Genomic DNA, 21,273 nt, shown 5'->3' on the forward strand with positions numbered 1-21,273 from the left:
ATGTACAGAGCCTACTATCTTGAAACCAAATCCTGAATTTTCATAAACTCCGCTCCCGTCACACGATCAAACCGGGCTTCATCGCACGTCAGGACTAATACCTGCATATCGCGCCCCGCTTTGGCAAGAGCATTATTCATCCGCCGCAAACGGTGTTCGTCTGAATAACCTAATGCATCATCAATAATCACCGGAGCGCCTTGCCCGCCCTCCATGACACCGGCAACGGCCAAGCGCAGCAGAATGTCCAGCTGCTCCTGCGCTCCACCAGATAGCTCATCGACATCGAACTTGCCATCGGCATTGGACCGTGACTCAATCCGCAAGTCCTCATTCATCGTGAACTGAGTTCCCGCACCGAACACACCGCCACCGTACTCTTCGAGCTTGCGGAGCAAGGGGTCAGCCAACGCATTCCGCGATGCCGCGCGTGCCTGTGTCATTACCTCCATGAGAGTCTTGGCGGCAGCTGCACGTCGACGCATTGAATTCCGATCTCGCTGTGTTCGCTCCACTACTCCCTCAGCAGCTGCCAGCTTCTCATTCGCACTGTCGAAATAGTCCAAGTGCACCCGAATCTCTTGCCGACGCTTTTCCAGCTCAGCCAGGCGATTCTCAACTGCATCCCGTCGCTGCTTAGCGCCCGCGAGCGATGCTTCCACGTCGTCGGCATCCCGCTGCGCCAGTTCCTTCTGAGCCGCAGCCAGTTGCTCTTCTGCCGCCTCATAGTCCTTGCCTCGGTTTTCCACCGCAGCAAAGATCTCGGCATCCGAGGCTTTTTCTCGCGCCGCCGTGAGCGAATCTTCGCGGACCTTCAGGACGGACCGAGCCCCTTCAAGCTCGCTGCTGGCCTTCGTATAGTTGGCGTGTGCAGGACGCTTTTCCAGCTTCGACAAGCGCATATCGGCATTGTCACGCTTCGACTCGGCATCCCTACGCCCCGCTGCAGCTTCTTCCAACCGCGCCTTCGCCGCTACCAAGTCAATCTCCGTCGGCGCATCCTCGCCCGCAAGTGCCCGATACCGCTCGCCCTGTACTCGTGCTTCTTCCTTCGCATCGTCCAACTCTGCGGTGAGCTGGTGATACTCCACACCGTCGGACACCGCAGTTATGGATGTCTCCACCTGGAATCTTGCTTTTTCCGCTTCACGACGTCGTGTGTGTGCCTCTTGTGCTTCCGCGACGGAATCAGCGCCTGCCGCCTCAAGCTGTTCCTTGAGCGATATCTCTGCTTTTTCTAGCTTGCGCTGCTGCGAATCTGAGCCGTCTCCGGGCTGGATAGCAACCGTGACGTCGCCAACTTCGATGGCCAACGGCTTAGTAACCGCACGTTGAACTGTCTCAGCCTCCGGAGCTAGCCCCACTTTCTCGCCGTCGACTGTGACCTCCTGCGCACTACTAGCCGAGAGCTGCACACTCGGGCTCGACGCCTCCAGCACAGCGGTGGCTGTTGCAACTTCGCGTTCGCAGGTCAACAGTTTTTCCATTACCTCCTCGGTAACGGAATTCCGAGCAATTACCTCCTTTTGCTCTGCCAATTGCGCGCGGAGCGCATCGAGCTTCTCCACTCGCTTCGACAAGGCTTTAACCAAGCCGCGCTTCTCCCCCAATGCGACTTCAGCTGCAGCCAGCTCTTCTGCTTTTCGAGCTTCGCGGTACGCGGTCACAACCGCATCGCGATCCTCCTGCGCCTTCTTTAAAGCTGCGACCTCCTTATCGAACGCTTCCTTAAGTTCAGCAACTCTCTTCTCTGCGACGGAATGCTGGTCCTTGGCATCTTGTGCCTGCTGAATGAAGGTTTCCCGCTCTTGCTGAGCCTGTTTAGCTAAGTCCAGCTGCTGCTTCGCCGCTGCGGAGACCTCCTGTGCCTGGGACACGGCAACCCTGAACTTTTCGAGTTCTTCGAGTGCCTGCGCCCAATGCTCGACTTCGTTTTTGGCCTCTGGCAACGATGCCCGCTGCGTGTTTTGGCTTTCTTCATTACGAGCAGCTTCCTCATTGAGCGCTTCGAATTCCCGGACCTTTTTCGCCGCTTCGTCGCGCACCTGCTGGGCTTCCGCCAGCTCCTTGTCTACGTCGGTAAGCTGCTTGCGCTCTTTGCCATTTTTTTGGAAATAGTTGCCGTATTCAGCTTCAACGGCTTCAAACAGACCTACCTCTTCTGCGGTTTCGGCGCGCTGTCCCGATGCCGACTGCAATGCGCTCGTGACCTGCGCATACCCGCCCAAGGAGAGTGTCTTTTGTGCTTGCCCCTGTTCAGCAACGAAAACCTGCCACAGGTTCTTGGTGTCCGCATTGTGCATTCGTGCGGCCAGCCACTCTTCCGCCTGGTCATCTTTAAGAACCTCGGCTGTCGGAGAGTGGACGGTGACGATTGTGCCGGTGTCCTTGGTGCTACCAAAGATCTTGTCCAGCGTAAATTCGTAGCCGTCAAGCTCCAGCCGGAGCTTAACCTGCGGCTTTTCCTGGCTGGAGTGACTGTTCAGACTAAGCGCTTCGCTTGACCTGGACTTCCATTTTGTCGTCAGCGCAACGTGAATAGCTTTGGCGATTGTCGTCTTACCCGACTCGTTTTCACCGGAAATCACTACCACGCCCCGCTCGGCTAGCCCTGTGATTGAGAGTGAATCAATCGCACGTACATTGTGTAATTCGATGTCGTGAAAACGCATGATTTATTCCTTCTCTCCGGCCAGGCGCGCCAGCAAGCGAAGCGCATCGGCTGCTGCAGTGGTTTCAGATTCTGATAACGGTCTGCCGCTCTCGGTTCGCCCTTTGCTCAAGACCGTTAGTTTTTCTGCAGCTAAGAGCGGATAACCGGTGAGATTGAGATTAGAGATATCCCCCTCGGACGGAACCACCGTCAAATCGGAACCACTTTCTCGGCGATAAAGTGCAGCGAAAAGCTGTTGATACTGCTCAAGTCGATTTTCAAAGGTAGTCGACTCCGACAGTGTCACGGTTCCTCGCAATGAATACTTCACCGCTGTGTCTGTCTTCGCCTCGATACCGTCCAGTTCAGCAAAGAACTCATCGAGGTCTTCCGCGCCAGTGATATCCATGTCAATGGCATGAAAAGCCCACTGCCCCACTCGGTGGGAGGCCACGGTAACTGAGCCCTTTTCGGGGCCGCTCTCTACAATGTCGACGACGAGTGCATTGCCGGAATCCCGTTCTTTGTCGTCGTACGCTGTGGTTTCGTGTGCGCCGGAGAAATAAACTCTGCCAGCATGATCGAGTTGGCTCGTGGAGTGGGAATCCCCCAGCGCAACATAGTGCAACGCCCCGCGCTCAATAGCTTGTTCCAAGCTGGTCAGATCAATGGTGGCTCCTGCATCAGCACCAAAGCCTTCTACTTGGCCGTGTGCGACCATCACTCGGATTCCATCGGCGGGCTCAAGCTCCGTGGCTATTTCCGCCACGATGTCGTCTGCCGAATACTTGCCGCGCACTGGCACGCCGATGAGTTCCACCCCGTCACGGATGGCAATGGGCGCGCTGTCGCGAATTACGTAAACTCCTCGGTCTTCCAAAGATTCGAAGGCGCTACGTCGATAAATGGAAGAAGCATCAAGCGCATCATGGTTGCCGGGTAGGAGATACACCGGCACGGGTAGCTTGGCGATTCGCTCAAGAGCTCGCAAGAACACCTTGTCCGGCAACGTGTTGGAATCGAACACGTCTCCAGCGACGACAATGAACTCAGCGCCTTCGCTGGTCGCCAACTCGCCGATGCGATCGATGGCGTTGAGGCGACTTTCGTGGAACCTAGCTTGGGCTTCACCGCCGTCGAGCTCTAGGAACCACCGAGTCATTCCCAGTTGCCAATCTGAGGTGTGAATGAATTTCATGACTAGCGCTCCTTTTGTCCCAGGCTCAGCGATTCCTGCAGATGTTGCCAACAATCTTCCAAATCGGCGACTGCACGAATGGTCTCTCTCGAAATTACGCAGGTTGGCTGCAATGCTTCATGCAGCAAACTGCGGTCGGTAACTGTTAGTGGGTCAATAACCTCAAGCGAAGGAACGCTGACTCGTTCCAAGTCATTGCCCCAGTAGTCGGCTTCGACAGCAAAAAGCTCGGCAACCTTTTTCTGCTCGTTGTCACCGCCATCATTTCCACCAGCTTCATCCGACTTCTCGGCGGTTTTATCGGGATCCACCCGAACCGCGCCGCCAAGCCCGAGGCGCTTCGGCGCAGTCCGGTTTCGTAGCTGTGTTAGTTCCTGAAGCCGGCGTTGCAATTCGCGCTGCGGATAATCGCGCAGCTGCAGTAGCGACAGCGGATCGCGGTCGATATCGGCAACGAGTTGAGCGGCAACTGCAACGGTGTGCTTACACACAGGTGCCGGGTCCGGGCAGGTGCATTCGCTGTAAATGTGCTCTTCACCATCGCACAACAGCATTTCCATCTGTTCATACGGCAATTCACCGTGCTCAAACTCTGTGAAGGCCGACGGATTGTTCACCAACCACCGCAGTACGTCGTCAGTTTGTTTCTGCTCCCGCCGTGGGAACCGAATAAAGACTGAAAATGGTTCCGGCTGGCTGCCCTGCACTTCACCGATGATGTAGCCATCCGCGATTCGAAGCCCCAGCACATTGCCGTCGAACCTGTACTTCTCACCTCTGTGAACACGACCCGAATCAGCGCCACGGATGATGAACTCCCACACCCACCGGGCAAAAGTTGTACGTGGCTCGACCGCCACGCGCGCTGCGGTTCCACGTCGCTGCTGTCCGGTAAATGCGCCAGCCCAGTCCTGGGTGGCCAGGAGCTTTTCAATCGTCGAGCTGGTTGCTGGCGCGCTTCGCGCCGTAGTCCTTTTACGACCACGCTTTCCAGAGGGCCCCTTGCCAAACTCGGCAAAGATGACATTGTCGCCCCATGTCACGTCTCCGTCACCGGCCATCAGTACCACCTCTTCTGGACTCTAAACGGGGTCACATTGTTGGGAATCGAATCGTCATCCGAGGTTGTGGAGTCCGATGCCGTGCCCTCCGGGTTCACCCCATCAGTCACCGTCCCACCGGACTTTGCCTCCGCTGCGTCCATCGATTCACGCAGTGACTGAATCTTGTCCTTGTCCAGTTGCCACAGAGACCGCAAACGGTGAAAGTCCATCTCCGTCAGCTTGGTTTCACCAGCGCGTACAACCGCATCGGCCAATTCTGCCTTCTCGAAAATCAGCTCGTCGATACGCTCTTCCAGCGTTCCCACACTGACCAGCTTGTGCACGTGTACGTCTTTACGCTGACCGATGCGGTAGGAACGGTCCGTGGCCTGGTTTTCAACTGCTGGATTCCACCACCTGTCAATATGAATGACGTGGTTGGCGGCAACCAGGTTGATGCCAACACCTGCCGCGAGAGTAGACAGCAAAATGATTGGTGGGCCGTCCGGGGCATTAAACTCTGCCACTACTTTCTCGCGCTGTGCCGGAGTCATTGCCCCTTGGATAAACGGAATGTCCACGCCCAGGCGCTTGCTGAAATGAGGGGCGAGCATCTTGCCGAACTCCACGAACTGCGTGAACACAAGCGCGCGTTCACCGTTTTGGACAATCTCATCGACGAGCTCTTCCAGCCGTGCAACCTTGCCCGAGCGATGCTGCCCATGATTAAGCAGCCCTGAGCCGTCGTGCTGGTAGTGCGCTGGGTGGTTGCAAATCTGCTTCAACTTCATGATGCCGCCGAGGATGATGCTCTTTCGCCCGAAGTTGCCAGAGCGATTCCGCTTCGAGCGCTTGAGCTTGTCCTCGATGTCCTTCACAGCTTCCTGATACAAGAAAGCCTGCTCCGTCGTGAGAGGAACCATCTCCACCTGCTCATTCTTCTTGGGCAGGTCCGGCGCGATAGCTGGATCCGACTTGAGTCGGCGCAGAATAAAAGGTGCTGTAATCGACTGCAATTGCAGTAGCATTTCCGCATTCCCATCACGCTCGATGGGAATCGCAAACTTGTTGCGAAATGCATTCGCCGACCCCAGCATGCCTGGATTACAGAAATCCATGATGGTGCGCAGCTCGCCCAAGTCGTTTTCCACCGGAGTACCAGTCATGGCGATGTTGTGTCGCGAGCCCAGGCTCCGCAGCGCTCTGGATACCTGGGCGTTGGGGTTCTTAATTGCCTGCGCTTCGTCAGCAATCACATGATCCCACTGCACTTGGGAAAGTTCGTTCACATCGCGGGTAGCAACACCATAGGTCGTCACAACAACATCGTGTTTCCCGATAAATTCCTGTAGTTCTTCACCATGAGGGCGGTGTGAACCATGCAGCAGCCCAACCTTGAGCTCTGGAGTGAACTTTGCCGCTTCTGCTGCCCAATTGCGCAGCACACCTGTCGGAACGACCAGAAGCGAAGCCTTGTGCTCTTGATCCTTCGCATCCGCTTGACGACGGCAGCGCTCAAACTCCAACAGCGCCAAAATTTGCACAGTCTTACCAAGCCCCATGTCGTCAGCGAGAATGACACCAAAGCCGCGGTTGGACATATCCGCCAGCCACTCCACACCGCGCTGTTGATACTCCCGCAACTCACCGACAAAACTCGGTGGTACCTCGACCGACTCTGCGAGGGCCGTGGAACCGTCTGAGTACTTCGACACTAACGCCTTGAGCCAAGAGGGATCCCTGGGGGCGACGGGCACTGCTGCTGGTGCTTGCGACTCCAAGCCACCGTCGAAGACCAACTCTTTCAGGGTGGCTTGCCCTTTACCGGTTTCCTCCCCGGCCTTAGTCTGCTCCACCAAAAACTTCAGGGCTTCTCTAGCTACCTCTGGGTTCGCGTGCACCCAGTGGTCACGCAGATGCACTAGCCCCGTACTCGATGCAGCGAGCTCACGCATTTCCGCTTCCGTCAGTACGGCATCCCCCACGGCCAACTTCCACTCGTAATCAACCAGTTGGTCAAATCCGAGTTTCGGTTCCGAACGGCGCCCAGCAGGCCCCGTCGGGTCTAGCTGGACGACTTCAGTGTGCAACTGCAGGGTGGTCTCCACCGACTTCCAGTTCGGTGGCAGCATCACATCGATATCGACCTTTGCCAGCTGCGAGATGCCATCAGTCATAAGCTCTATCAGCTGCTCTGAGGTCAGCAGCAGATCTAAGCCCGGGTGACCCGCTGCTTTCGCATATTTGAGCGTTGGAAATGCCTCTTGTGCAGCCAATAGCTGCGGGCGAAGCAGCGACAGCACGGACCGGCGACACATTTCTGGGTTCAGGCGTTCCGGAGCTGCGACGCCGATGCGGTAGTACATCCGCAATGGCCATAGAGTCTCATGTTCCACCGCAGCTGAACGAGGATTGAGGCGAGTTACTGAGCCGCCTTCGTCATCCGCTCGATCCCGCAACTCCAACAGCTGCGGAAGATCCACATCCGGCAAGTCCTCCAGCTGGCCTTCAAAACCAACGGGTTCCTGCACCATTAGCTGCAGGCGAACATCCTCACCATCGGCCGACAGCCTCCACTTTGCCAGCGACTGCGCCACCCCCGGTGTCGCACGCCCCAGGGACTCCGACTGCAACAACGACCGCACGAAGCTCTGGCGCTGTTCTGCCGGTTCATCCAAATCGGCCAGGAGCGCGTTGGTGACCCAATGAAACATCCGATTGATGAAATCCTCAGCCACCGTGGCACCTCCGTTATCAATCAACACCGGTGGTGTACGGGAAACGACCTGACTCTGCCAGGCAATCTCACTCAACCCCTCAGACATCCGCCACGTCGGCCACCACTCATTGTCTTCCCACGTCAGCGCCACCAATGCCCGCCCAGAGCGTGCGAAAGCATCCAATCCCTGCACAACATCTACAAAGAACCTAAGATCCGGCGCCATCGCCGTCGAGGAAACTTCCTCCTGCAATTGCACCAGTGCTGTCACCGCAGCCCATGGCGGGAACACCCATGTGGGTACCGCTTTCTCTACTGCCCGCCCCTTCGGTGTGCGCAGTTTTAGCGTCAGTTGTGCTCGACTCCCCCGGTCCAGGACTGCAAAAAGCCGACGCTGATGCGCCGGGACTTCCAGCAAATCCACGTCCGCAATAATCCGGTGCCCCTCTGGCCGCTCCACCCACAGGTGAAGACCCGAATCATCCTTCCAGACCGCGTGCAGCAGCAACGGCACCGCTGACTTAGCAACTTGGCCCATTACTTCCTCCCCACTGCTTGCTCAGTCATCACCGTCTAATCACCCGGCGACTTCGCCGCCAGATATTTGTTCAATGAAGATTCTGCCACGCACCCCGGATCAGCTTTTCCACCACACCACAACATTAGCACGCATGTTCGAATTATGTATCTTGCAAAAATTAGTCCCCTTCTACCCAAATACCCCTTTTCCCAGGTAATTTGTCGCACTTAACCGATTTTTAAAACCTTTTTCAACGCTTCTTATCTTGCAATGCAGCGCATCACATGCAAACGTCGTATGAGCTACAAGAATTAAAAATGTGTGACTCGCGCAATAGTTCTGCCATGGTTCGCATGTGCCAGTAGGCTCCGCTGACTGTCGTAGGCAGCCTGGAAGCTGAAGTTGTGTTTCATTGCGAATCGCAGGTTCCGCTGTTTCTGTCGGCCACTTTCTGGCTCGATTTTGCTGCGACGCTGTGAACGTCGTCAAGCGGACTGACTCAATTGAAATTGAGTGATGCGCCAGGAAACGGTTTCCGGCGTGCTGGGCAGTGCGTGAGTCCGACTGTACGCCTAATAAATAATGAGGAGTTGCCCTGTGGACCAACAAACATGGTTCATCATCGCACTAGTCATTTATCTGCTGTTGATGGTCTACATCGGTTGGACCGGATGGAAAAAGACCGCAGAGTATGACGAATACATGATTGGCGGTCGCGGTCTGCATCCGTTCGTCGCAGCACTGTCAGCGGGTGCATCGGACATGTCCGGCTGGCTGCTGATGGGTCTGCCCGGCGCGATTTACCTTTCAGGCCTGAATCAGACCTGGATTGCAATCGGCCTGGTCGCAGGCGCATGGTTGAACTGGAAGTTCACCGCACCGCGCCTGCGTAGCTACACCAAGATTGCTCGTAACTCGATTACCGTGCCGTCGTTCCTGGAGAACCGTCTGCACGATACGTCGAAGGTACTGCGCGTTTCCGCAGGCCTGATTATTCTGCTGTTCTTCACCTTCTACGTCTCCTCGGGCATGGTCGCAGGTGGCCGCTACTGGGAGTCGACGTTCGGTGGCAGCTACCTCGTCGGCATGCTGCTGGTTGCGGGGATTACTGTCGCTTACACTCTTTTCGGCGGCTTCCTTGCTGTCTCCTACACGGACGCGGTGCAGGGCATCATCATGTTCATTGCGCTGCTGACGGTTCCGACTGTCGGCATTATCTACCTGATTAACAACGGCAACTCCTTCTCGGACATCTTCAGCTTTGCTGCTAACAACCCGTACCCGGGCAGCGAGGGACAGCCGGTTGAGACCTTCTTCGATCCGTTCGCCGGCATTCCGCTAATCACGATTATCGGTCTGCTCGGCTGGGGTCTGGGCTACTTTGGCCAGCCGCACATTATCGTCCGCTTCATGGCTTTGCGTAGTGCAAAGGACGCAACTGAGGGTCGCCGCTGGGGCGTTGGCTGGCAGGCACTGTGCATGCTCGGCTCGGTCCTCGTGGCCCTGACCGCAACTGTTTTCTTCGCTACGAACCCAGATGCTTCGGTCACTGATGCGTCTTCCTACGAGACCATCTTCCTGGACATGACCCGCATCCTGTTCCACCCGCTGATTGCAGGCCTGATTCTGACTGCAGTGCTGGCAGCAATCATGTCCACCATTTCTTCGCAGCTGCTGGTATCTTCCTCCGCGCTGATTGAGGACCTGTTTAAGGCAACGGTCAACAAGTCCCTGCGTCCGAAGACCTACATGACGCTCTCCCGCGTCGCCGTTGCGCTGATCGCCATCATCGCCGCAATCATCGCTGCTAACCCGAACAGCTCCATTCTGGATCTGGTTGGCTTCGCATGGGCTGGCTTCGGCTCAGCATTCGGCCCGGTGCTGCTGGCCGCCCTCTACTGGTCGCGTCTGAACACCCCTGGTGCTGCTGCCGGCATGATCACCGGTGCGGTTGTCTCCTTCGCATGGGGCATGAGCTCGCTCAGCGACACTCTCTACGAGATCGTCCCGGGCTTCGCCGCTGCAACTGTCGTGATGATTATTGTCACGCTGCTTACCAAGGAGCCGAACGAGAAGATCAAGGAAGAGTTCGACCACGCAGCAAAGCAGGCTCTGGTCTAACGCCTTGATCTAGGCTTGGCCTCCGCTAGCCCCGCAGGCTAGCCCCGGCGCATACCTACAAGGGAACCGAAAAAGTATTTTTCGCGCCCAACTAGGTATGCGCCCTTTTTTATTTGCCATCCTGGCCGCCGCCCTGACTGCCGCCTTTGTCTCATCCTTTGCGCTTACGCGAGTTCTCGTCACCTCCTCCCCCGCGGGGTCGGAGACGGAAGCCGTCGTCAAGCAACTGCGCACCGTGCGCGTCGTCGCCGACCGCCCCACCGTCACCGGATACAAACGCGAGCGCTTTGACGTCTGGACAGGTTCTGCCGATTGCAATACACGCCATAAAGTGTTGGCGGCCTGGTTCGGGGGCTCTGCGTGTTCGCTTGACGACGGCTCCCCGCGCGAAATCCCCGACCCTTACACGGGTGACCCGGTTGGTGCGCATGAGGTCGATATCGACCACATTTATCCGTTGGCAGCGGCGTGGGATTTCGGAGCCTACGCCTGGGATTCCGAGAGGCGTCGGCAATTTGGCAACGATATCGAGACCAACCTCGTGCCCACACGAAGCGCGGTCAACCGGGATAAAGGAGATGCCAGCCCGGCCGAATGGCTTCCCGAGGATGCAAAGGCGTGTGACTACTCGCATCGTTACTTAGCGGTGGCCATTAAATGGGACCTGCCCGTATCCTCGGCAGACTGGAAGGCGATGGCAGCTGCGTGTGGAATCCGCGCGAGAAAAGGCACGAAATAGAGAAAATAGTGCGAGCACGTTAAGTTAAGGACTGGTCTTAATAAAGAAATATCCAGGCCACTCCTCGCTTGAACGCGAGGCCTACATTCAGTCGTGGAAAGGTAATACGTGCAAAACGTAGTTCTTATGGTTCACGTCCTGGCGGCAATCCTGCTGCTTGGACCGGTGACTGTCGCAATTTCGATGTTCCCGAAGCTCGCGCTTGCAGCCCGCGGCGGAGAGGCTGGAACGGTCGGCGCCGCGCGCACCATGCACGCCATTTCGCGCACCTACGGCATGTGGTCGCTGCTCGTGCCGCTGCTCGGCTTCGGTGTCATGTTCACCGATGTGTCGACCTACATGAAGTCCGGGGCAATGCACGCCGCAATTCTGCTGGCTATCATCGCCTGGGCACTGTTGTTCTTCCTGGTCATTCCGCGTCAGCGTCTGATGATGGCCGGCCTCGGCATCGCTGACGAAGACGAGGATGCTGACGATCCGGAGTTCATCGAGCGTCGCAAGAAGGCTGAAGAGCTCGACTGGGACAAGCAGAAGGGCCAGCTGGCTATGTTCTCCGGCATCTTCTCCCTGCTGTGGGTTGTCGCCGGCATCCTGATGTTCTTCATCTAGAGCTCACCGTTCAGAGACAACAAATCTGCCGGTGCGTCTGTACGTTTCGGCCCGACTAATCGGGTTTGGAAGTACATGCGCACCGGCAGTTTTTTATTTTCTAGGTCAGCGCCAAGGGCGGTAGTCGGTAGTCGCCTGACGACGACCGCCCAGCTCACTTCACCTAGCAGGTTTAGCGGCGTCCGCCTCGGTAACCACCGCGACGGTCATCACGGTCACCACGGTAGCCACCACGGCCGCGACCGCCACCACGACGGTCATCGCGACCGCGACCACGGCCACCGAAATCGTCACCGTCATCGAAGTTGCCACGGTAGCCACCACGGCCACGGCCACCACCACGACGGTCATCGCGACCGCGACCACCACGGTATCCTCCGCGACCGCGGCCGCCATCACGACGATCGCCACGGTAGCCACCACGGCCACCGCGGTAGTTATCGCTGTCGTCGACCGAGGTGCCGTCGTCAAGCTTCAGTCCAATGAGCTGGCCGGAGATGCGGGTATCGGAGAGGTTGTTGATGACTTCTTGCGGCAGGTTGGCCGGCAGTTCGACCAGAGTGTGATCGCCACGGATGTCGATGTGTCCGAAGTCCTTGGAGGACAGGCCACCCTCGTTGGCGATGGCACCGACGATGGCACCCGGGCGGACGTGCTGGCGACGACCGACGCTGATGCGGTAGGTTGCGGTGCCCTCGCGGTCGAACTCGACCAGGTCAGCGCGCTTGCCCTGACCGCGCTCACCACGGGAGCGACCATCGCGGCCACGGTTGCGGTCGCGGTCGAAACGATCACGGTCACGGTCGTTACGACGGCCACGCGGCGGCTCCTTCATTAGGAAGTCGCCCGACTGTGCCTGCGCAGCGATAGCGGCGGCGATATCAACCAGTGGGGTGTCGTGCTCTTCTGCGTACTCCTCGATGAGCTCACGGAAGACCGGAACCTGCGAATCAGCAAGCGCCTCGGTCAAGTCATCAGCGAACTTCTGCTTGCGAGAGTCGTTGACCTCATCGACGGTCGGCAGCTTCATCTCGTGCAGCTGCGACTTGGTTGCACGCTCAATCGAGCGCAGCAGGCGTCCCTCACGCGGGGTGACAAAGAGCAGCGCCTCGCCGGAGCGGCCAGCGCGGCCGGTACGACCGATGCGGTGGACGTAGGACTCGGTGTCGTGCGGAATGTCGTAGTTGACCACGTGGGAAATGCGGTCAACGTCCAGGCCACGAGCAGCCACATCGGTTGCCACCAGAATGTCCAGGCGACCGTCCTTGAGCTGATCAATCGTGCGCTCACGGAGAGTCTGCGGGATGTCGCCGTTGATGGCAGCAGCGGAGAATCCGCGGGCACGCAGCTTCTCGGCGAGCTCCTCGGTCTCGTGCTTGGTGCGCACGAACATGATCATCGCTTCGAATTCCTCGACTTCGAGGATGCGGGTCAGCGCGTCCAGCTTGTTGCGGTGGCTGACCATCAGGAAGCGCTGGCGAATGTTGTCCGCAGTGCGAGTCTGGGACTTGACGGTAATCTCTTCCGGCTCCGTCAGGTACTGCTTGGACAGGCGACGAATCGCAGCCGGCATGGTAGCCGAGAACAGCGCGACCTGCTTGTCATCCGGGGTGTCGGCAAGAATGCGCTCGACATCCTCCTGGAAGCCCATCTGCAGCATCTCATCGGCCTCGTCCAGCACCAGGAAACGCAGGTCGGAAATGTCCAGCGAGCCCTTCTCCAGGTGGTCGATGACACGACCAGGCGTGCCGACGATAATCTGCGCACCTCGGCGCAGACCCGACAGCTGCACTCCATAGGACTGACCACCGTAGATTGGCAGGACCTGAATCTTGCCCAGGTGATCAGCAAACGACTGGAAGGAGTCCGCAACCTGCAGCGCCAGCTCACGGGTCGGAGCAAGCACCAGAGCCTGAGGTGCGCGGACGGAGCGATCAATGCGAGCCAGAATCGGCAGCGCAAACGCCGCGGTCTTACCGGTACCAGTCTGAGCCAGGCCGACGACGTCGCGGCCGCTCATCAGAGTCGGGATAGTAGCAGCCTGAATTGGGGACGGAGTCTCAAACCCAACCTTGCGAACTGCATTGACAATGTCATCCGGCAGCTCAAGCTCATCGAAGCCGACGGTGTCGTCGTTGTCGTCTTTGTTCTTTTCGGCCTTCTTCTCAGCCTTTTCGGACTTTTCCTTGACCTCGGCCTTTTCGGTCTTTTCCTCAGCGGCCTTCTCTTCGACCACCGGTGCTTCCTCGGCCACTACATCCTCGGCCTTCACAATTGCGTCCTCGCGGTTTTCGCGCTGATCCTCGCGGTTTTCCTCGACGCTGCCATTCATTTCATTATTAGCCATTTGGGGCTCTTCCTGGGCCTTTTCGCCCGCACACTCAATATTCAACAGTTGATTACTCACAGTTGGGTCGCACATACATGACCCGCCCAATTTACGTTCTTGTTTTTCAGTGCTCTCACGTCGGAATTGCGATGACATCGCTTCTCTTGCACATACTTCGAAAAATTGCGCCCAAACCCAATTCAGCTTTTACTTCCGAGGAGGGGCGCCCATCATGCACTATGCACTTTCAAGCGTTTCACCAGCGAATTTATACCGCTGCCAGATTCTCTGCGACATTGTCGTCAGGATTTCACACCGACTGCCCAGACTACGCCACCGTCGGTCAAAAAACCATTTCCTGTCCGCAAGGTCACAACACTAGGCGGTCGATTTCTTGGATGAGGCCCCGGCGCTGGGGCCGTCGTTAAGCGAGCGCATTGCACCCACTTCGGGGTGCCTATTTTGTAATTTCCTGGGGTGAGGTGGCTAACATTTTCCCTACAAGTTTGTACACATATCAGCTATTTTCCGCCGTGGAACACCCACCGTTCGGCGGACTTTTGCAACTACACAACGTATAAACCCAAGGTCGCTCGAAAATGCCCAGCAATAGTAATTCATCTGAACCGCAGCCGTCATCGCCCCGGCAGTCCCCGCTAAAACCACATTATCCCGACGAGTTTTCTGGGAATGGCGGGCAGCCGGATACACAGCCGTCGAAGCTCTCGGCAATGATTGAAGTTCTCGGGTTTCCGGGCTTTATTTTGGCGGGTTCGGCGCTGGCATTCTTCTTCCCCGCCCCGTTTACTCCGCTGACGGATTACATCACGTACTTCCTGATGATCATCATGTTCGCGATGGGCCTCACCCTGACCATCCCGGACTTTAAGCAGGTCGCTAAGCGCCCGTTGGCGATTCTCTTCGGCGTCATTGCTCAGTTTGTCATCATGCCGCTGCTAGCGATTGCCGTGGCGAAAGCCCTCGGCCTCAACCCGGCACTCGCTGTTGGTCTGCTCATGCTGGGCTCTGTTCCGGGCGGCACTTCGTCGAATGTCATCGCATACCTGTCGCGTGGCGATGTCGCACTGTCCGTCGCCATGACCAGTGTGTCGACGCTGGTCTCGCCGATTATGACGCCGTTTCTTATGCTCGTGCTTGCCGACGCGCACACGGAGGTCGACGGCCTCGGGATGGCCTGGAGCCTCTGTCAGACAGTCCTCCTGCCAGTGATTGGCGGTCTGATTATCCGCTTTGTGGCCGATACCTTTATTAACAAGATCCTCCCAATCCTGCCGTGGATTTCTATTCTCGGTATCGGTGGCGTGGTCTTCGGTGCCGTGGCCAAGAACGCTGAGAGCCTGGCGAACATTGGCCTGATTGTGTTTGTGGCTGTGATCATCCACAACGTTCTGGGTTACGTGCTCGGCTTCTTTGCAGGCCAGCTGGTGGGGATGCCAACTGCGGGCAAGCGCACGGTGGCCGTGGAGGTCGGTACGCAATCCGCTGGCCTGTCCTCCGGTATGGCAGCGAAGTTCTTTACCCCGGAGGCCGCGCTTCCCGGCGCGGTGGCCGCTGTGGTGCACAACATCACTGGCGCAATCTACGTGGCTATTTGCCGAAAGCTCGATGAAGGCAAGGAAACTAGCGAATCCGCTTCTGCTTAAGCTGTTTTCGCTTTGGCTTCTTTGGCCCCGCTGTTCGACGAGTGGGCTGGTAGAGTCTCTCGCCCAAAAATCCAACCCACCATTGCGACCAGCGAAATGACACCACAAACAAAGAAACCGGCCTTGAACCCTGCGGCATCCACAATTGCGCCGACAATCAGCGGGCCGGAAATCGCTCCGAAGTCCTGAGCCATCTGGAAATTGGCGAGCACCTTTCCACCTTGACGGTTGGCGCCGATGACGTCGGCAAGCACGGCCTGCTGCGATGGATTGATCATGCCAGCGCCGAAGCCCGCGAGGACGGAGAGAATCAGTAGCGGCATGGCGCCGCTGCTAAATCCGATAGCGCCAGTGAATACGCCGTTGATTAACAGGCCTGTGATGAGCAGTGGACGACGGCCAATGCGGTCGGAGAGACGGCCGGAAAACTGCAGTGCCGTAACATTGCCGAGCGCGAAGGCCGTCAGCGCGAAACCAGCTGTGGCAGTGGCAGCTACTGCCCCATCGCTGCCCGGTTCTGGGGCGCCAACATGGGAAAACGTTGCCGCGGCGAACAGCGGGACAATCGCGACGCGCACGCCGAAGTTCGACCAACCGTTGGCGAAGGCTCCGACTAGCGCGCTTCGATATGCCGAGTCACGGATTGCCTCGGAGAACTTCAGCACCGGGGTCGTGCGCTTGGGCACTACGTGGCGAAGATGCTCCGCACTCAGCGACATGCCGACCACAATCGTTGCCACAATCAGCGCGCCACCGTAAATGAAAAACGGCACCCTCATGCCCCATGCGCCCATCGCAGCACCAATGATTGGTCCAAAGACATTGCCCAACAGGAAGGCTGTGCCGTAGGCAGCCGAGCTCTTACCGCGGATCTCCGGCGGTGAAATCCGCACAATCAGCCCCATTGCCGAGACCGTAAACATCGTCGAACCGATGCCTCCGAGCGCACGAAACGCCAGCAGTTGCCAATATGTCTGTGCAACACCAACAAGCAAAGTCGAGAACGCGACGATACTGATGCCGGTTAGGTACGTGCGCCGATATCCGAGCTTCTCTACCAGTGAGCCCGATGCCGGCGCGAAGATTAGCCGGAAAATGGAGAACGAACTGACCACGAAGCTGGCCGCGAACACCCCCACATCGAAGCTGCGCGCGTACTGCGGCAAGATCGGTGCAATCAGACCGAAGCCCAGCGCAATGATGAACGCAGCGCTGACCAGAATCCAAATCTCTCGCGGAATCGGCTGTTTAGTCCCGTCTAATTCACCCTGCCGAGGATCCCGACCTTGTGGTTTGCTTCCCACCTCCGATGCGATATCCGGCTGAGATTCGCACTTTGCTTTACGACGAAGCAGGTCGCGCGAACGGGAAGCTGACAAGGTAACGGTCCTTTCTAAAACCTCTAGTCAGAGTCGCCCATTTCACTTTCAATTCGCCGGGCCAACTCTTTGCCAATCAAATGAGGAATTCCAACTACTAGTGCATTACCCATGCAAAAGGCACGATGGCCGTCGGTCATTCCTGTGTCCGTCCATCCTTTAGGGAATCCTTGCAGAGCATCCAGTTCATCTGGAACTAGACGACGCAGTCTTCCATCCACCTTAACCACATGCTTGAAACGGGAGGCCGATTTTCCGCCTTCACCAGTCAAAATCGTTCGGGAGGGCTTTTCCGTCGAGTCCGGGAAGGACATACTCCCCTCACTGTACAAATACGTAAAACCAGTCTTTTTATTGACTCGTTCTTCGCGCTTTGAACCCTTCAGATACTCCCACTTATGAACTTCATCCGCGTGAATGACGAAAGAATCTGGAACAGCAGACTCATCAACAAGGACATCCCCAAGAACTTGTCGAGGCCCATCATAGGACTCAACCACAGAAAATGTCAGCGCCTTGAAGTTCTGCATTATGCCTCCAGTTTCGAATGGAGACTTCTTGGCACCTAGTGAAAACGTCTTTGTTGCTTCATATGGATCCTCTGGAATCACAACTTCTGTGAAATGCAGAGGTTCCTCAATTGGTAAAGCCGCGGCCATGATGCCATCCTTAGCGCGCTGCTCTAATTCCCAGGTGCCGGGATTCTTAACTGCATAGATGTAGACCCGCTTACGTCGCTGCGGAAAACCATACTCAGCACTATTAATCACCCTCCACTCGACGGAGTAGCCGAGGTCACCGAAGCACGACAACATAATTGCAAAGTCGCGACCTCGCTGAGTAGCAGGGCTCTTCAGCAATCGATCAACGTTTTCCAACAAGACATACTTGGGGCTCTTTAGCTTAAGGAACCTGTAGATATCCCACCAGAGGACACCTTTTTTCCCTTCAATCCCACCTGCTTGCGATAGCGGTTTGGCAACTGAGTAGTCCTGGCACGGAAACCCTCCCACAACCATGTCTACATCGGGAATTTCGAACAGCCCGGCTTCCGCATTGTCGAGAACAACGTTGATGTCTTCATTCACACAGCTGTTCTCCCCGAACCTGTTTACATAACAGCGCCATGCAAACTGGCGAGCTGGAGTTCCTGGTGGTTCCCACTGGTTAGCCCACACGGTCTCAAATGGTCCTGCCGCCGGAAGAGATGCTATACCGTCGCTTTGATCCTGATAGCCGTCTAAGCCGAGGCGAAAGCCACCTACTCCCGCGAACAATTCGGCTACGCGAATGGTTTTATCAGACACGTTTCTCCAATCGCTACTGTGTTCTGATACGTCAGAGTGATTCTAACCATGACACAGAGGCCGGATCAAACTGGCCGATAGTTAACCAAAACCGCCGCCTTATTCGAACACTATTTCTAAATCTCTAGGAATTTAGAACCCGACTGATCTCATCACCCACGTACCCCGCGTTCAACCAAAAGGACTTTTTGACCACAGTTTCACCTCGCGGAGTAACAGCTGTATCTGCCTTGTTTCGAGCCTTCGGCCGAACGTGACAGCAACGGTTCTCCGTACTCTTAACCGACTCGCTAGCGCGCCCGTCGATTACACGCTCCCGCATCAGGTCGTAACATGCACGTGCCTCTACCAAGTCAGAGTCAGGCATCTGCCAAAACAGTACGTCCGCTAGTCGAAACTCTCCAAGATTCGACTCATCTTCGCAGAAGACAACAAAAAGGTACTTCTGCGCCAACTGCTCACTGAACTCGCTTTGCTCGAAATCTTGCTCCACCAAATCACGGTAGGAAAACCTTGGAAAAGATAGGGATTCCTTGGGCTTTCCATTTCTCTTCAAACGGATAACCTTAGGGACGATCCCAGCTTTTACAAACTCAGCAATTTCAGATTCCTTGTCCACACCGAGAATACTCTTAACAATAAGACTGCCAATATGCTTAGGAAGGCGGGTGTTACTGTAACCCAAGCCTTCAGCCAAGCTAGTAAGGGTACGATTCATATACGGCGCGAATCGCTTCTTTACCAGCCCAAGCAAATCCATATCTGCTTCTGATTGCTTTCGTTCAATCTCTTGAGCATTAAGCATGCCGTTGAGAATGACATCAATATAACTCCGCTTAAAGGCCCATGCCCGAGGCTTCGCCGGCTCATCCGAGAATGGCTGCTTCCGCGTAATCGTGCTATTCGCTGCCTTAGTACAGGCTTCCAGGTACATCGTGTCACCAGATGAAATGGTGTGCGCTTGTCCTCGTCGGACCTTCTCCTGAATCAATTCCCAGTCACTGCGAAGCTGGACAATGTCATCCTGCGACAGTTCCCAAAGCTTCGCGAGAAGAACCTGGTAATCGACAGGATTCTTATCCTTTTCAAAAAGGTATGCCACTAATAGCATGCGGCTAATCTTGGCCAGCAGATGCGACTCAACCCACTGTTCCTCAGGGAGTGAAAAGTAGTCAATCATCGAAAGGACAAGACGTTCCTTTGCGGAATAATCACCTTTTTTAGTCAATTTCATCGGCGTACTTTTTAGTTCGACGCCTATTTTTGTAAAGTCTGCTTCTGCATTACTGTTAGCCGGAATCTTGAAATAGAGTGTCTCTAACGCGGAACCGAATGCCCCTCGCTTTACCCTCGGATCATCCAAATCCTCGACACCAAGTGCCTCTCGAAGAGATTTTCCGACTATCTTTTCGGCGTAGTTTACAACTGACTCCACATCAGAATCGTCATAGCCTAGCTCAGTCGAAAAGCTCTTCATAGCAAAAAATGTCCCATCACTCGATTCCTGCATATCTCTTTTCGTATGCTGGTGCGTTTAGCTTATATAATTTTGCGGCCAAAATACTAAAGCAAACCCCCTACCCCGCCACCATGGCGGAATAGGGGGTTGGACGGAGCGTCGTAAAGCGAACGCCCTATCTACGAGACTGCGGTGACCTGATTAGAACAGGCTCGGCAGGTTCGCCTGCGAGGAAATGTTGCTGGCTGCCTGCGTTGCCTGAGCGGTCGCACCCGACAGCTCCGGAATCGGCAGCTCCGGGAGAGACGGGCTCTCCGAGATGATGTCGGCAATCTCCGGCGGGACCTCGACGCCCTCTGGGAGCAGCTCGCCAATCGGGCCCAGCTCCGGCTCTTCCTGTGGGACGTGCTGCTTGGTGTACTGGGAGTCCTCGTCAATCGTGCGGAACTCGGACTGCGGTTCAGTGGAGGTCTCTACCTTGAAGCGCTCGTTGACCTGGCCGTCCGGGATGTCGTACTGCTCTTCAAGAGCAACGTCAATCGGCTGGAAGCGACTCAGCGGGCCGATGCCCATGGAGTTAACGCCAATGGCCTCGCGAGTCTCCGGGTTGAAAGCGTTTCCGCCCGAATCGCCGTGGTCAATCGGAGCGATAGCCCAGACACCATTGCGGACTCGGAAGACCTGGAAGCCGCAGCCACGGCCGGTACGGGAACCGTCGGTGCACACAGGCTCACCGAAGTTGTCGACAGAAATCTCCATCGGCTCGAGAGTGCGCTTGTCCTCGATACCGACGATCTGAACCGGCTCGCCGTGGACGTTGCCGAACTCATCAACAGAGTGGGACATAGAGGTGGTCTTGATGTCGTCCTGAACCTCAATGATGCCGTAGTCACCGCTATTGAAGAGGTCGTTGAAGAACTCCGGCATAGTGGTGTTTTCGTCGAAGTCACCCTCTTCCGGCATGATATCGGTGCCCATGTAGTCCTTGTTGACCAGCTTGTCGCCGTCCTTGGTTGGGATGAAGAACTGGCCGGTGACCTCTTCGCCGGTTTCAGTATCCTTCGCCACAACACAGTGACCGGCAGTCATGATGACACGATGCGAAACGCCATTCTGATCCACAACGGTGCCGGGAACTCCCAGAGAGCACATCGGGGACTGAACATGCCGTCCGTCGATGTTCTTACTGCTCGGGAACGGCATTCGCAACGGCGAGCCCGGGCCGATGACAACATCCGAGTTTGCCGGTGCAGCCTCAGCTACCGCGATTCCGGGCACAAAGCCACCCGCAGCTACCGACAGTGCAGCCGTGAGTGTGGCGACCTTCTTTGAACTGGCCATAGTGTGCGATACTCCATTTCTGTACAGAAAACTTGTCCCACTCAGTGTATTAGGGACACCTTTACAGAGCTCTCCAAAAATGGAACCTAGGGTGAAATTCTCAGTCGAGGAACCGTTCATTCGCCTTCACGGCACGCGCATTACACATCAAAAGGTTTGTTCAACAGCAATGCAAGAGCCAGAACCATCCGC

General features: G+C 56.4%; 13 protein-coding genes. 4 read left to right on the forward strand and 9 right to left on the reverse strand.

Going from position 1 to position 21,273, the window contains the following annotated elements:
• Nucleotides 1-14 precede the first annotated feature (14 nt).
• Genes HMPREF3053_RS04950 through HMPREF3053_RS04965 form a run of 4 tightly spaced genes read right to left on the reverse strand, consistent with a single transcriptional unit; the run spans nucleotide 15 to nucleotide 8,151 of the window.
• A complete protein-coding gene (locus HMPREF3053_RS04950) occupies nucleotides 15-2,672 on the reverse strand; it encodes an ATP-binding protein (protein WP_070767368.1) in 2,658 nt (885 codons plus the stop codon).
• 3 nt (nucleotides 2,673-2,675) lie between these two features.
• Nucleotides 2,676-3,851 (reverse strand): metallophosphoesterase family protein, encoded by a 1,176-nt coding sequence (locus tag HMPREF3053_RS04955; RefSeq protein WP_070767369.1) that lies wholly within the window; start codon nucleotides 3,849-3,851, stop codon nucleotides 2,676-2,678.
• 2 nt (nucleotides 3,852-3,853) lie between these two features.
• Entirely contained in the window at nucleotides 3,854-4,912 is a 1,059-nt protein-coding gene (locus HMPREF3053_RS04960; protein WP_070767370.1) for a hypothetical protein, read from the reverse strand.
• Nucleotides 4,912-8,151: a DEAD/DEAH box helicase gene (locus HMPREF3053_RS04965; RefSeq protein WP_070767371.1), complete on the reverse strand. Its 3,240-nt coding sequence runs from the start codon at nucleotides 8,149-8,151 to the stop codon at nucleotides 4,912-4,914. The genes HMPREF3053_RS04960 and HMPREF3053_RS04965 overlap by 1 nt, the downstream gene beginning before the upstream one ends.
• Before the next feature lie 579 nt (nucleotides 8,152-8,730).
• Here HMPREF3053_RS04965 and putP point away from each other — a divergent pair.
• The 3 genes from putP to HMPREF3053_RS04980 all read left to right on the forward strand — a co-directional run bounded on the left by putP (nucleotide 8,731) and on the right by HMPREF3053_RS04980 (nucleotide 11,602).
• Nucleotides 8,731-10,254, forward strand: a complete 1,524-nt coding sequence (gene putP / locus HMPREF3053_RS04970) for a sodium/proline symporter PutP (RefSeq protein ID WP_070603715.1) — start codon at nucleotides 8,731-8,733, stop codon at nucleotides 10,252-10,254.
• 97 nt (nucleotides 10,255-10,351) lie between these two features.
• Nucleotides 10,352-10,993, forward strand: coding sequence for an HNH endonuclease family protein (locus HMPREF3053_RS04975; RefSeq protein ID WP_070767372.1), 642 nt, complete (start codon nucleotides 10,352-10,354; stop codon nucleotides 10,991-10,993).
• A 108-nt stretch (nucleotides 10,994-11,101) separates the two neighbouring features.
• The gene (locus HMPREF3053_RS04980) at nucleotides 11,102-11,602 is read left to right on the forward strand and encodes a hypothetical protein (protein WP_049172012.1); all 501 of its coding nucleotides are present in this window, start codon (nucleotides 11,102-11,104) and stop codon (nucleotides 11,600-11,602) included.
• A 172-nt stretch (nucleotides 11,603-11,774) separates the two neighbouring features.
• On the opposite strand, the gene HMPREF3053_RS04985 is transcribed toward HMPREF3053_RS04980, so the two are convergent.
• Complete coding sequence (locus HMPREF3053_RS04985; protein WP_070767373.1) at nucleotides 11,775-13,949, reverse strand: DEAD/DEAH box helicase; 2,175 nt, start codon at nucleotides 13,947-13,949, stop codon at nucleotides 11,775-11,777.
• A gap of 713 nt (nucleotides 13,950-14,662) precedes the next feature.
• Between HMPREF3053_RS04985 and HMPREF3053_RS04990 the strand changes: the two genes are divergently transcribed.
• Nucleotides 14,663-15,595: a bile acid:sodium symporter family protein gene (locus HMPREF3053_RS04990; protein ID WP_070767374.1), complete on the forward strand. Its 933-nt coding sequence runs from the start codon at nucleotides 14,663-14,665 to the stop codon at nucleotides 15,593-15,595.
• Here the strand turns inward: HMPREF3053_RS04990 and HMPREF3053_RS04995 are convergent.
• From HMPREF3053_RS04995 to HMPREF3053_RS05010, 4 genes are all read right to left on the reverse strand, one after another.
• Nucleotides 15,592-16,974: an MFS transporter gene (locus HMPREF3053_RS04995; RefSeq protein WP_070767375.1), complete on the reverse strand. Its 1,383-nt coding sequence runs from the start codon at nucleotides 16,972-16,974 to the stop codon at nucleotides 15,592-15,594. The two genes, HMPREF3053_RS04990 and HMPREF3053_RS04995, sit on opposite strands and share 4 nt — an antisense overlap.
• A 23-nt stretch (nucleotides 16,975-16,997) precedes the next feature.
• Nucleotides 16,998-18,281: a DNA (cytosine-5-)-methyltransferase gene (gene dcm / locus HMPREF3053_RS05000; protein WP_069358840.1), complete on the reverse strand. Its 1,284-nt coding sequence runs from the start codon at nucleotides 18,279-18,281 to the stop codon at nucleotides 16,998-17,000.
• Nucleotides 18,282-18,405: 124 nt separating this feature from the next.
• Nucleotides 18,406-19,791, reverse strand: coding sequence for a Sau3AI family type II restriction endonuclease (locus HMPREF3053_RS05005; protein ID WP_069358841.1), 1,386 nt, complete (start codon nucleotides 19,789-19,791; stop codon nucleotides 18,406-18,408).
• A gap of 150 nt (nucleotides 19,792-19,941) precedes the next feature.
• Nucleotides 19,942-21,081 carry a trypsin-like serine protease gene (locus HMPREF3053_RS05010; protein WP_224433197.1) on the reverse strand — a complete coding sequence of 380 codons (1,140 nt, stop codon included), beginning with the start codon at nucleotides 21,079-21,081 and terminating at the stop codon, nucleotides 19,942-19,944.
• Nucleotides 21,082-21,273 lie beyond the last annotated feature (192 nt).

It is taken from the genome of Corynebacterium sp. HMSC064E07, from assembly GCF_001815745.1.
GTDB classification, from domain to species: Bacteria; Actinomycetota; Actinomycetes; order Mycobacteriales; family Mycobacteriaceae; genus Corynebacterium; species Corynebacterium jeikeium_D.